This window comes from Paenirhodobacter huangdaonensis (assembly GCF_004022465.1).
GTDB classification, from domain to species: Bacteria; Pseudomonadota; Alphaproteobacteria; order Rhodobacterales; family Rhodobacteraceae; genus Rhodobacter; species Rhodobacter huangdaonensis.
Window position 1 is genome coordinate 1 of sequence record NZ_SAVA01000001.1, and the last position, 12,282, is coordinate 12,282.

Below are 12,282 nucleotides of genomic sequence, written 5' to 3' on the forward strand. Positions count from 1 at the left end.
ACCACCACGATCTCCGACGCCACGCCCTTTTCCTTCAGGCGGATCGCCTCTTCGACCGCGATCTCGTCGAACGGGTTCATCGACATCTTCACGTTCGCCAGATCGACCCCCGTGCCGTCGGGCCGCACCCGCACCTTGACGTTGTAATCAATCACCCGCTTCACCGGGACGAGAACCTTCATGTCTCTCTCCTTCAGACACGTTCCACAAGCAGCGCGGCGCCCTGACCGACGCCGACGCACATCGTCGCCAGACCATAGCGCCCGCCGCGGCGTGCCAGTTCGAGCGCCACCGACCCTGCGAGGCGCGTCCCCGACATGCCGAGCGGATGGCCAAGCGCGATCGCGCCGCCGTTCGGGTTCACCCGCGCATCGCCATCGGCAAGACCGAGGCCGCGGGTGACGGCAAGCGCCTGCGCGGCGAAGGCCTCGTTCAGCTCGATCACATCGAGCGCCTCGAGGCCGATCCGGGCGTTGGCCAGAAGCTTGCGCACGGCAGGCACCGGGCCATAGCCCATCACCCGCGGCGCGACACCGGCCGAAGCCGCGCCGACCACCCGCGCGCGCGGTCGCAGCCCGTGCCGGCGCGCCGCCGCGGCCGAGGCGACGATCAGCGCCGCGGCGCCATCGTTCACGCCGGAGGCATTGCCCGCGGTGACCGAGCCGTCGGGCCGGGTGATCGGCCGGAGGCGCGCGAGATCCTCGAGCGTGGTGGCGCGGGGGTGTTCGTCCTGCACCACCTCGACCGTCTTGCCGCGGCCGAGCGGCACGGTGACCGGCACGATCTCGGCGGCAAAGCGGCCGTTTGCCTGCGCCGCCGCGGCGAGGGTCTGCGAGCGCAGTGCGAAAGCGTCCTGATCGGCGCGCGAGAGGCCGTGCTCGTCGGCGAGGGTCTGCGCGGTTTCCGGCATCGAATCGGTGCCGTAAGCCGCCTGCATCTTCGGATTGACGAAGCGCCAGCCGATCGTGGTGTCATGCAGCTCCGTCGCCCGCCCCTAGGGGCTCGCGGATTTCGACATCACGAAAGGGGCGCGGGTCATGCTTTCGACGCCCGCGGCGATGGCCAGTTCCATGTCGCCCGCCTGCACCGCACGCGCCGCGGCCGCCACTGCCTCGAGCCCCGAGCCGCAGAGCCGCAGAGCCGGTTCACGGTGACGCCCGGCACCGTCTCGGGCAGGCCGGCGAGCAGAAGCGCCATGCGCGCCACGTTGCGGTTGTCCTCGCCGGCCTGATTGGCGCAGCCCATCCAGACCTCCTCGATCACGGCCGGATCGAGGCCGGGGGTGCGGGCAAGCAGCGCGGCCAGCGGAATCGCGGCAAGATCGTCGGTGCGCAGATTGGCGAGCACCCCGCCATAGCGGCCAACCGGCGTGCGGATATAGTCGCAGATGAAGGCGTCGGTCATGGTGTCCTCGCAAGGTCGGCGCAAGGCTGCGCCCGGTCTCCGTCGCGCGGCGCAGGAGGTCTGGCAGCGCCCAGGAGAGCGGGTCCCCGGCGGCGAAGGCCTCGATCCGGGCGCGGATCTCGGGCAGGCCCAGCCGTTCGGCATAGTGCATCGGACCGCCGCGCCAGCGCGGGAAGCCGTAGCCATGCACCAGCACCAGATCGATGTCGGCGGGGGTTTCGGCGATGCCCTCCTCGAGGAGACGCGCCCCCTCTTCGATCATCGCCGCCGTGGCGCGCGCGACGATCTCGGCCTCGCCGAAGGCGCGGCGGGGGAGCCCGGCACGCGCGCTTTCGGCCACCACCATCTGCTCGATCGCGGCCGAGGGCACGGGCTTGGCCCCCTCGTAATCATACCAGCCGGCGCACGTCTTGCGGCCAAGCCGGCCCGTCTCCCCGACGATGCGGTCGGCGATGGCGATGTAGCGGATGCCGGGTTTCGTCTTCCAGCCCATGCGCTTGCGGTTCGCATGGGCGATGTCGAGGCCCGACAGATCCTGCACCTCATAGGGCCCCATCGCCATGCCGAAACCGCGCATCGCGGCATCGACCTGCGCGGGCAGCGCGCCCTCGATCAGCATCACGTCGCAGATCTGGCGATAGCGGGTGAGGATGCGGTTGCCGATGAAGCCGTCACAGACGCCCGCCGGCACCGCGATCTTCCCCAGCCGCGCCGTCAGCCGCAGCACGGTCGCCAGCGTCTCGGGTGTGGTCGCGGCGGCGCGGATCACCTCGACCAGCTTCATCACATGGGCGGGCGAGAAGAAATGCAGCCCGAGGAAGCGGCCGGGGTTGCGCAGCCCCGCGGCGATGAGATCGGGGTTCAGATGGGAGGTGTTCGTCGCAAGGATCGCGGTTTCCGGCAGCGCGGCATCAAGCGCGGCAAAGACCTGTTTCTTCACCGCGAGATCCTCGAACACCGCCTCGATCGCGATCTGGGCGGGGGGCAGATCGGCATAGCCCACATGATAGGCGTGGCGCGCGGCCTGGGCAGCCGCGGCCGCCTCGGCGGAGGATTTGCCGCGCGCCACGGCCTCGGCGTAGAGCGTGGCGACATTGGCCCGTGCCCGCTCCGCCCCGGCCGCATCGGTCTCGACCAGCGCGACCGAGATGCCGACGCCGCCGAGCGCATAGGCGATCGCCGCGCCCATCGTGCGGCCGCCGACGACAACGGCGGTCTCGATCGCCGCGCCGCCTGCGCGGCCACGTGCCAGCGCCGCGCGCTCGGCAAAGAAGATGTGACGCAGCGCCGCGGCCTGATCCGAGGTCTTCAGGCTGAGGAAGGTCTCGCGCTCGCACGCCAACCCCTCGGCGAGCGAACGCGTGGCCGAGGCCGCCACAAGGTCGATCGCGAGGCCGGGCGCCACCTGCCCTTTCGCGCGTTTCGCCGCCTGCGCCCGCGCGGCCGCGACCGCCGCCGGATCGGCCGCAGGCGCGGGCCGCGCGTCGGGCAAGGGGCGCGCGGGCAGCGCGAGGGTTTCGGCCACTGCTACCGGATCTTCGGCCAGTGCATCGACAAGGCCAAGGCGCGCCGCCTCGGCGGCACCGATCACCCTGCCCTCGGAAATCAGCGCGAGCGCCGGGGCAAGGCCCACAAGCCGCGGCAGGCGCTGCGTGCCGCCCGCGCCCGGCACCACGCCGAGCGTCACCTCTGGCAGGCCGAGCGTCGCCCCGGGCGCGGCCACGTGCGCGGCACAGGCCAGCGCCAGTTCCAGCCCGCCGCCCAGCGCCGCGCCGTTGATCGCGGCGATCACCGGCACCGGGAAGGCGGCGATCCGCGCCAGCAGATCGGGCAGATGCGGCGCAACGGGGGCGGCATCGAACTCCGTCGCATCGGCACCGGCGACGAAGGTGCGCCCGGCGCCCGTGAGCACCACGCGGGAAACGCCCGCCGCAAGCGCCGCATCGAGCGCCGCACTCAGCCCGGCGCGCACCGGCTGCGCGGTGACATTGACGGGCGGGTTGTCGATGGTGATGCGCGCAATGCCGCGCTGCGCGGTGAAGCGCACCGGATCGGTCATGGGAACCTCTCGGACAGTCTGGAAACTGGGGGGCAAGGCCCCCCGCTCAGGTCATCGCCGCGCGGCTTGCCTCGTATTCGGCCTTCAGCGCGTTGCGCAGCGCGAATTTCCGGATCTTGCCCGAGGCGGTCGCCGGCAGCGTCTCGCGCAGTTCCAGCCGCTCGGGGAAATATTGCTTCGCCAGATGCTGCCCCTCGAGGAAGGCGATCATGCCGGCGAAATCGAGGTTTTGCCCAGGTTTCGGCACGATGAAGGCGCAGGCGCGCTCGCCCAGACGCTCGTCGGGATAGGCGACGATGGCGACCTGATGCACGGCCGGGTGCTTGTAGAGCAGCGCCTCGACCTCGACGACGGGGATGTTCTCGGCGCCGCGGAGGATGACGTCCTTCGAGCGGCCGCAGATCCGGATATAGCCCGCCGCATCCATCCGCGCGATGTCGCCGGTGTCGAACCAGCCCTGCGCGTCGGTAGAATTCCATTGCGGGCGCTGCAGATAGCCCACGAAGTTCGAGCAGCCGCGGACGTAAAGCTCGCCCTCGTGGCCCGGCGGCACCGGCACACCATCGGCGCCGCGGATCTGCAGTTCCATCCCCGGCAGCACGAAGCCGTCGGTATGCACCGAGCGCGCGTCGGGGTCGGTGGGGGCCACCACCGTTACCGCGCCGTTCTCGGTCATCCCCCAGGCGGAAATCACCTTGGCGCCAAGGATCGCATGCGCGCGCTCGACCAGCGGCCCGGGGATCGCGGTGCCGGCGCACAGGAAGATGCGCAGGCTCGACATGTCGGCGCCGCCCGCCTCGACCGCGGTCGCAAGGTCCATCAGGAACGGCGTCGAGGCCATGGTGAAGGTCACCCCTTCGGACGCGATCAGCCGCGCGCCGAGATCCTTGCCCCAGCTGTCCATCAGCACCATCCGCGCACCGAGCATCACCGGCGCCAGGAAGCCATACATGAAGCCCGTCTGGTGCGCCATCGGCGAGGCCATCAGGATCCGGTCCTGCGCCCCGAGCCCCAGCCGCGCCGCATAGGCGACAAGGTTCGAATACATCGTGTTTGCCGTGTGCATCACCCCCTTCGGCTCGCCCGTCGTGCCCGAGGTGTAGATCAGCTGGCACACGTCATTCGCATCGCCGCGCAGCGCGGCCGAGCGGGCGCGCAGCGCGTCATCGACCACAAGCGCCGGGTCGAGCAGAGCCGCCTCGAAACTGTTCGCGCCCTCGCCCCCCGCGACGATCAGGTGCTCGAGCCCGGGCAGGTCGGGGCGCATGCCCTCGGCCATCGCCTCGTGATCGAAATGGCGGAAGGTCTTCGGCACGACGAAAGCCTTCGCCTCGCCATGGCGCAGCATGAACAGCAGCTCGTGTTCGCGGAAGATCGGCATCACCGGGTTGAACACGATGCCGAGCTTGCGGCAGGCGATGTAGAGGACGATGAACTCCCACGAGTTCGACAGCTGGCAGGCCAGCACGTCGTTCTTGCCCAGCCCCGGCCGGTCGAGCCCCGCCGCCGCGCAGCCGCTGCTCGAAGGGCAGCGCGGCGGAACAGGCGGCATGGCCGTGGATCAGAAGACAGGCATGGATCGCCTCATAGGCCAGCAGCGGCGGTCCCCATTTCGCCATCGCCGCCTCGGCCACATGCAGCCGGCCGGTGTCCTTGAGCCAGAGCGCATTGAGGCACATCAGCCGCGCCGCCTCGACCTTGGTGTCGAAATCGGCGAGCTGGTGGATGATGCCCTGGAACGCGGCAAGCGGCTTGCCGAAGGCGTGGCGCTCGCCGATATAGGCCCAGGCCTCGTCCAGCGATTGCCGCGCCGTGCCGAGGCATTGCAACCCGATGAGCGAGCGCGAGAAATCGAAGCCCTGCATCACCTGGACAAAGCCCTTGCCCTCCTCGCCCAGCAGGTTCGCCACCGGCACCCGGACATTGTCGAAGAAGATCGAGCCGCGGCCGATCGCGTGCTGGCCGAGATCGGAGAACCGCGTGGTCGAGATCCCGGGCGTGTCCATCGGCACGAAGATCGCCGAGATGCCGCGGGCGCGGTCCTCGGGCCGGCCGGTGCGGGCAAAGACCACCGCGCCCTTGGCCTGATCGGCCGCCGAGATCGAGGTCTTCTCGCCGTTCAGCACGTAATGCGCGCCCACCCGCTCCATCTTCAGCCCGAGGTTTGCCGCATCCGAGCCGCCGCGCGGCTCGGTCAGCGCGATCGCCAGCATCAGCTCACCCGCGGTCAGCTTCGGCAGCCAGTCACGCCTGATCTCGTCATTGCCGAAACGCGCGAGGATCTGCCCGTTCAGCGAGGCGAGGATGTTGATGTAGCCCATGTTGAAATCGGCACGGGCGATTTCCTCGATGATCACGCCCGAATAGATCGAGCCGGCGCCGAGCCCACCCAACTCCTCGGGCAGTTCCGGCGCGATCAGGCCAAGGCCGCCCATCTCGCGCAGGATGTCGGGGCCGAAGGCGCCGGCGGTCTCGCGCGCCTTGTAGCCGGGGGCGAGTTTCTCGCTGGCGAACTTGCGCGCCATCTGGCGCAGCGCGCTCAGTTCCTCGGTGTCGAAGATCGTGGGGTTCATCGCTTTCCTCCTCAAGCATGGGACGGGTCCGGCCCCCTCAGACCGGACCCGCCAGCCCGCGCCCTCCCCAGGGGGGCGCGGCGCGTCGTCACTTGCCGAACTTGCGGAAGTCGGGCTTGCGCTTCTCGCGGAAGGCGACGCCGCCTTCCTTGCTCTCGTCGGTATCGTAATAGAGGCTGAGCGCGCGCATCCCCAAGGCCGAGATCCCGCGGATGTTCTCGCTGTCGGCGTTGAAGCTGACCTTGGCGAGCGCCAGCGCGGTCGGCGAGCGGTCCATCAGTTCGGCGACCCAGCGGTCGACCTCGGCGTCGAGCTCCTCATGCGGCACCACGGCATTTGCAAGGCCCCAGGCCAGCGCCTCGGCGGCAGAGTAGCGTTTGTTCAGATACCAGATCTCGCGCGCCCCCTTCTCGCCCACGACCCGGGCCAGATAGGCGGTGCCGAAGCCCGGATCGACCGAGCCGACCCTGGGCCCGACCTGACCGAACTGCGCCTTTTCCGACGCGATCGTCAGGTCGCAGATCGTGGCGAGCACGTTGCCGCCGCCGATGGCAAAGCCGTTCACCCGCGCGATCACCGGCTTCGGCACATCGCGAATGAGGCTTTGCAGCTCGTCGATCGGCAGGCCGATCACGCCGCGCCCGTCATACTGCCCGTCATGCGCCGACTGGTCGCCGCCGGTGCGAAACGCCTTGTCGCCCGCGCCGGTCAGCACGATCACGCCCACCTTGCGATCCCAGCCCGCGGTCTGGAAAGCGTGGATCAGCTCGTCGACGATCTGGCCGCGGAAGGCGTTGTACTTGTCGGGGCGGTTGATGGTGATCCAGGCAGCACCGCCGCGGATTTCATAATTTCATAGAGGATATCTTCGTAGGTCATCGGTCGTCCTCAGCCGTGCATGGTCAGGCCGCCAGACACCGAGATGGTCTGGCCAGTGATGAAGGCAGCGTCGTCGCTCGCCAGGAACAGGATCGCGCCGGGCAGATCCTCGGGCTTGCCAAGCCGCCCCATCGGCACCGCCTTGGCAAAGGCCACGCGCAGCTTTTCCTTGTCGCCCGCGGCTTCCATGAAATTCTCGAGCATCGCGGTCTCGGTCACGCCGGGGCAGACGGTGTTGAAGGTGATGCCGTGGCGCGAATGCTCGCGCGCCAGCGTCTTCATCAGCGCGATGACGCCGGCCTTGCAGGCGGAATAGACGCTCTCGCCCGAGGAGCCGCCGCGGCCGGCGTCGGACCCGATCGAGACGACCCTGCCGCCCGCCTTGCGCTCGACCAGTAGTCGGGTTCCGATTTCAGGAAGGGCACGAACAGGTCCCAACCCGCGTTGTTCACCAGCACGTCGATCGGGCCGAACTCGGCCTCGACGCGCGCGACGGCGGCGCAGGTGGCGGCGTAATCGGTCAGGTCGACGACCATCGCCGTGGCCTCGCCGCCCTGCGCCTCGACCGCCGCGGCCGCGGCCGCGGCCGCCGCGCTGATATCGGCGACGATGACCCGGCTGCCCTCCTCCGCGAAGCGCCGGCAGGTCGCCGAGCCGATCCCGCCGCCGCCGCCTGTTACGACAATGGCTTTCCCTTTCAGACCACGCAAGATGTTCTCCTTCCCCTGTGCCAGGCCATGCGGACCCGATGGCGGAATCGGGTTCCCCCGTGATTTCCGCGCCGAATCGCCTTTCCGAATGCCGGATGCCCCCCTGCGCCAAACATGCTCTGCACGGAATTTTATGTCAATATATTTACCTTCATTGCCCGAGACGCCATCGCTTGACCGCGCCCCGGACTGCAGCCATTCTGGCGGGCATGATGCAGAATGGCGAAAAACCCAAAGATCAGGCCCCGCGGCTGAGCAACCGGCTCTTCTTCCGGCTCTACCAATGCGCCAACATGTTGCACAAAACCGGGACGCGGGCGCTTGATGCGCATCACATCACCACGCAGCAATGGGCGGTGCTGGGCGCGTTGACCCGGCCCGCCTTCGAGCCCGGCGTGGCGGTGGGCGACCTCGCCGCTTTCCTGCTCGTCAGCCGGCAGAACCTGACCGGCGTGCTGACCCGGCTCGAGGCGATGGATTACATCGAGCGCACCGTCGACGAGAACGACAACCGCTCGCGGCTGATCCGGCTGACGATGAAGGGCCGCAGCCTGTGGGACGAGGACATGCGGCCGGTGATCTCGGATTTCTATGATGATGCGCTGCGCGGGTTCTCGACTGAGGACCGCATCCACATGATCCATTACATCGACAAGATGCTGCGCAATTTCAAGGACATAGACACCGAAATTCAGACAGGCAAGAAGGCCGCCGAGTAGCCGAGTAACCGGCGACCTTTGGCGCCTCACCGCCCCGCGGCCGCGCGCGCCTCAGACACCAGCGCCTTCGCAATGACGATCTGCTGAATCTGCGTCGTGCCCTCGTAGATCCGGAACAGCCGGGCATCGCGGTAAAGCTGCTCGGCGCGGTAGTCGCGGATATAGCCGTTGCCGCCATGCACCTGCACGTTGCGGTCGGCGATCCGCCCCACCGCCTCGGAGGCGAACATCTTCGCGCAGGAGGCCTCGACCGAGACATTGAGCCCCGCATCGCGCTTGCGCGCCGCGTCGATCACCATGCAGCGCGCCGCATAGGCCTCGGCCTTGCTGTCGGCAAACATCGCCTGGATCAGCTGGAAATCCGCAAGGGTCTTGCCGAATTGCCGCCGCCCGACGGCATAGGCCAGCATGTCGTCGAGGATCCGCTCCGACAGCCCGGCGCAGGCCGCCGCGATATGCAGCCGCCCCTTGTCGAGCACCTTCATCGCGGTCTTGAACCCCTGCCCCTCGACCCCGCCGATCAGCGCCGAGGCGGGCACCCGGCAATCCTTGAGGATCACGTCGCAGACATGCGCGCCCTGCAGGCCCATCTTCTTCTCGGGCTTGCCGAGGCTGAGGCCGGGCGTGCCGCGCTCGACCGCGAAGGCGGACACGCCCGAGGCGCCCTTCTGCGCCGGATCGGTGCGCGCCATCACGGTGAAGAGGCCCGCATGCGGCGCATTGGTGATGAAGCGCTTGGCGCCGTTCAGCACATAGGTGTCCCCCTCGCGCCGCGCTGTGGTGCGCACCGAGCCGGCGTCCGAGCCGACCTCTGGCTCGGTCAGCGCGAAGGAGCCGATCAGCTCGCCCGAGGCCAGCCGCGGCAGGTATTTCGCCTTCTGCTCGGGCGTGCCGTCGATCGCGATACCCTGCATGCCGATGCCGACATTCGTCGCGAACATCGAGCGGAAGGCGGGCGCGGCGCGGCCAAGCTCGAAGATCGCGCGCACCTCCTCCTCCATCGTCAGGCCGAGCCCGCCGAACGCCTCGGGCGCGGTCAGGCCGAACAGGCCGAGTTCGCGCATCTGCGCGACGATGCGCCCGGGGATCGCGTCGGTTTCGGCCACCTCGGCCTCGGCCGGGATCAGCTCTTCGTCGACGAAGCGGCGCAGGGCGGCACAGAGCTGCGCGAGCGCATCGGAATCCAGCGCCATTTCACCCCCCCATTTATGGCAATATATTTACATAAAATGAGGCAAAGCACGTCGAGCAATATGGAACGTGTTATGTCTGACAGGATAAGTCTGACAGGATAACAGGACGACAGTTCTCGATGCCCCTTGCCGATAAATGACAATGAATTTACATTTTACGCAGGGAGCCCCCCGCATGATGGCAATCGTTCCGAGCGAACGCGGGCGCGCCGGTGTCGCGCTGCACGACATGCCCCGGCCGGACTGCCCGCCGGGGGGCGGTGCGGGTGCGGAGGATCGCCGCCTCGGTCAACCGGGTCGATCTTTATCTGCGCGACAGCGGCGCGGGCGCGGATCTGGGTGATCGACACCGTCGGCGCGACGGCCGGGGGCGCATCCGTCCGCCGACATCCGGCGTCTCTTCCTGCGCCAGCCCTCGATCCACGGCTCGACCATGGGCTCGATGGAGGAGTTCCGCCGGCTGATCCGCGTCCGGGAGGCCGGCGACTTCGCCCCGCGCATCGACAGCATCTTCCCGCTTGCCGAGGTGCCCGCCGCCTTCGGGCACCTCGAAGACCCCGCCCGCCTGGGCAAGATCCTGATCCGCATCGCCTGAGGTATCCATGGCTTACGACAATATCCTCGTCACCACCGACGGCGCCGTCGGTCTCATCACCCTGAACCGGCCCGAGGCGCTGAATGCGCTGAACAGCGCGATCACCGCCGGGATCTCGGCCGCCGCCGGCGCCGACATCAAGGAGCTGAAGGACAAGACCTTCGCCGAGGTGTTCGAAGAGAACCTGATCACCGCCACCTGGGAAGGAATCTCGCGGCTGCGCAAGCCGGTGATCGCGGCGGTCTCGGGCCATGCGATCGGCGGCGGCTGCGAACTCGCGCTGATGTGCGACATCCTCATCGCCGCCGAGACCGCCCGCTTCGCCCTGCCCGAGACCGCGATCGGCGTGATCCCGGGGGCGGGCGGCACGCAGCGGCTGACACGGATCGTCGGCAAGACGGTGGCGATGGACATGATCCTGAGCGGCCGGGCGCTGAGCGCGGCCGAGGCGCTGGCGCATGGGCTGGTCAGCCGCGTCGTGCCCGCGGGCACCCAGGTGGCCGAGGCGGTGGCGCTTGCCGCAAGCCTCGCCGCGCGCTCGCGCCCCGTTCTCGCCCTCGCCAAGGAGGCGGTGAACAAGGCCTACGAGACGCATCTGCAGGAAGGCATCTATGTCGAGCGGCGGCTGCTCTATGCCACCTTCGCGCTCGAGGACCGGCGCGAGGGGATGACCGCCTTCGCCGAAAAGCGCCCGCCGGTGTTTCGCGACCGCTGAGCGGCGCCCGGCAGGCGGACGCCCCGTCGCCGCCACTTGACGGGCGGCGGCGGCGGCGCTTCCCTGCACGGACACACCGAAAGGCCCGCCATGCCCCCCTGCCCGCCCCTCCCCGACGCAACCTGGCCCGCCGAGATCGACGATTTGCGCACGGGCTTTGCCGGGCGGCTGAACGTCTATCGGGTGATGGCGCATCACCCGGCGCTGGTTCGGGCCTGGGCGCCGCTGCGCGCCCATGTCGTCACCGACAGCGCGCTTGGCCCCGACCGCTCCGAGGTGGTGATCCTGCGCTGCGCGGTGCGGATGGGGGCAGAGTATGAATGGGCGCATCACGTCACCCGCGCCCGCGCGCTTGGCTTTTCCGACGCGAGGATCGCCGCGATCGGCAGCACGCCTGAAGGCGAGGACGGGCTGATCGCCGCCGCGGTCGATGCGCTCTTCACCGTGCGCCGGCTGCCCGCGCCGCTCGAGGCCACACTCGCCGCGGCGATCGGGCAAAAGGCGGTGCTCGACCTGATTGCCACCGTCGGCTTCTATTCGGTGCTCGGCTATCTGCTGATGACCTATGAGACGCCCGTCGATGCCGATGTCGCCGCCGCGATGGCGTGCGCACCGCTGCCGCTGCCGCTGCCCCGGCCCTAGGCCGAAAGCCCCGCCGCGATCTTGCCGACAAGCTCGACCAGCGGCGCGCCATAGCTGTCGAGCACCTTGCGCGTGCTCATCGCGGTGCGGATCCAGATCATCGAGACGCAGCCCGCCACCGCCCCCTCGATCAGCACCGGCGCGGCGATCGAGGCGGTCTGCGCGCGGAACTCGCCCGCGTCGCGCAGCGCAAACCCGGCCGCCCGGGTCTCGCCCATCATCCGCTCGAGCCGATGGGGTTCGAGGAACAGCATATCCGCCGGGTCGCCCAGCCGGCGCAGGTGGTCAAGGATCAGCTCCCGCTCCTCGGTGCCGCAGAAGCTGAGATAGGCGCGCCCGGCCGAGGTGCGCAGCATCGGCAGCCGATAGCCGATCATCGCCCGGTCGATCGACAGCGGCGAGCGGCCATGCGTCGTCTCCTGGATCACCATCGCGGCGTTGTCGTAGACGGAGAGGTCGAGCGGCCAGACCAGCCGCGCGCCGTAATCGGCGAAAAGCGGTCCGGCGATCTGGCACAGGTCCGAGGTCAGCGCCCCGGCATCGCCGAGCGAGGCCGCAAGCCGCGTCACCCGCACCCGGTTCGAACTGGCGGAAAAGGCGACATAGCCCGCCTCCTCGAGCGTCTCGAGCAGGCGATAGACCGTCGGCCGCGGCAGGCCAAGGGCCGCGGCGATCTCGCCCGGGCGGCAGGCGCCCTCGGCATTCACATGGCGCAAGATCGCAAGCCCGCGGGTCAGGGACCGCACGGACTCGCTTTTCTTCTGGGTGGGGTCACGCATCGTCATCGGCGCAC

The 12,282-nt window shown here is 69.1% G+C and carries 8 protein-coding genes and 5 pseudogenes; 4 read left to right on the plus strand and 9 right to left on the minus strand.

The window, feature by feature from the left end; translation table 11 throughout:
* The 7 genes and pseudogenes from EOW66_RS20280 to EOW66_RS00030 all read right to left on the minus strand — a co-directional run.
* Nucleotides 1–182, minus strand: a pseudogene (locus EOW66_RS20280) (electron transfer flavoprotein subunit beta/FixA family protein); the annotation flags it as partial.
* A gap of 11 nt (nt 183–193) precedes the next feature.
* Nucleotides 194–1,404 (minus strand): annotated as a pseudogene (gene pcaF, locus EOW66_RS00005) (3-oxoadipyl-CoA thiolase).
* A gap of 37 nt (nt 1,405–1,441) precedes the next feature.
* Nucleotides 1,442–3,463 (minus strand): annotated as a pseudogene (locus tag EOW66_RS00010) (3-hydroxyacyl-CoA dehydrogenase NAD-binding domain-containing protein); the annotation flags it as partial.
* Between the two features lie 46 nt (nt 3,464–3,509).
* Complete coding sequence (locus tag EOW66_RS20580; RefSeq protein WP_128153962.1) at nt 3,510–5,015, minus strand: AMP-binding protein; 1,506 nt, start codon at nt 5,013–5,015, stop codon at nt 3,510–3,512.
* 13 nt (nt 5,016–5,028) lie between these two features.
* Nucleotides 5,029–6,036, minus strand: a pseudogene (locus EOW66_RS00020) (acyl-CoA dehydrogenase family protein); the annotation flags it as partial.
* An 88-nt stretch (nt 6,037–6,124) separates the two neighbouring features.
* Nucleotides 6,125–6,880: an enoyl-CoA hydratase-related protein gene (locus EOW66_RS00025; protein ID WP_128153963.1), complete on the minus strand. Its 756-nt coding sequence runs from the start codon at nt 6,878–6,880 to the stop codon at nt 6,125–6,127.
* A gap of 44 nt (nt 6,881–6,924) precedes the next feature.
* Nucleotides 6,925–7,625 (minus strand): annotated as a pseudogene (locus EOW66_RS00030) (SDR family NAD(P)-dependent oxidoreductase).
* Nucleotides 7,626–7,837: 212 nt separating this feature from the next.
* Here EOW66_RS00030 and EOW66_RS00035 point away from each other — a divergent pair.
* On the plus strand, nt 7,838–8,344 hold the full coding sequence (locus EOW66_RS00035) for a MarR family winged helix-turn-helix transcriptional regulator (RefSeq protein WP_239017447.1): 507 nt from the start codon (nt 7,838–7,840) through the stop codon (nt 8,342–8,344).
* 26 nt (nt 8,345–8,370) lie between these two features.
* Here EOW66_RS00035 and EOW66_RS00040 read toward each other — a convergent pair whose 3' ends face one another.
* Nucleotides 8,371–9,537, minus strand: coding sequence for an acyl-CoA dehydrogenase family protein (locus tag EOW66_RS00040; RefSeq protein ID WP_128153965.1), 1,167 nt, complete (start codon nt 9,535–9,537; stop codon nt 8,371–8,373).
* Nucleotides 9,538–9,955: 418 nt separating this feature from the next.
* Here EOW66_RS00040 and EOW66_RS00045 point away from each other — a divergent pair, with 418 nt between their 5' ends.
* The 3 genes from EOW66_RS00045 to EOW66_RS00055 all read left to right on the plus strand — a co-directional run bounded on the left by EOW66_RS00045 (nt 9,956) and on the right by EOW66_RS00055 (nt 11,489).
* Entirely contained in the window at nt 9,956–10,132 is a 177-nt protein-coding gene (locus tag EOW66_RS00045) for a zinc-binding dehydrogenase (protein ID WP_338054808.1), read from the plus strand.
* Between the two features lie 7 nt (nt 10,133–10,139).
* On the plus strand, nt 10,140–10,847 hold the full coding sequence (locus tag EOW66_RS00050) for an enoyl-CoA hydratase-related protein (RefSeq protein WP_128153967.1): 708 nt from the start codon (nt 10,140–10,142) through the stop codon (nt 10,845–10,847).
* 90 nt (nt 10,848–10,937) lie between these two features.
* Nucleotides 10,938–11,489 (plus strand): carboxymuconolactone decarboxylase family protein, encoded by a 552-nt coding sequence (locus tag EOW66_RS00055; RefSeq protein ID WP_128153968.1) that lies wholly within the window; start codon nt 10,938–10,940, stop codon nt 11,487–11,489.
* Here EOW66_RS00055 and EOW66_RS00060 read toward each other — a convergent pair.
* Entirely contained in the window at nt 11,486–12,274 is a 789-nt protein-coding gene (locus EOW66_RS00060; protein WP_128153969.1) for a DNA-binding transcriptional regulator, read from the minus strand. The genes EOW66_RS00055 and EOW66_RS00060 overlap by 4 nt on opposite strands.
* Nucleotides 12,275–12,282 lie beyond the last annotated feature (8 nt).

Bases quoted from the DNA above. Each gene is read 5' to 3' on its own strand.
- EOW66_RS20580 (WP_128153962.1), bottom strand. From the start codon at position 5,015: ATGCCGCCTGTTCCGCCGCGCTGCCCTTCGAGCAGCGGCTGCGCGGCG.
- EOW66_RS00035 (WP_239017447.1), top strand. From the start codon at position 7,838: ATGCAGAATGGCGAAAAACCCAAAGATCAGGCCCCGCGGCTGAGCAAC.
- EOW66_RS00040 (WP_128153965.1), bottom strand. From the start codon at position 9,537: ATGGCGCTGGATTCCGATGCGCTCGCGCAGCTCTGTGCCGCCCTGCGC.
- EOW66_RS00050 (WP_128153967.1), top strand. From the start codon at position 10,140: ATGGCTTACGACAATATCCTCGTCACCACCGACGGCGCCGTCGGTCTC.
- EOW66_RS00055 (WP_128153968.1), top strand. From the start codon at position 10,938: ATGCCCCCCTGCCCGCCCCTCCCCGACGCAACCTGGCCCGCCGAGATC.
- EOW66_RS00060 (WP_128153969.1), bottom strand. From the start codon at position 12,274: ATGACGATGCGTGACCCCACCCAGAAGAAAAGCGAGTCCGTGCGGTCC.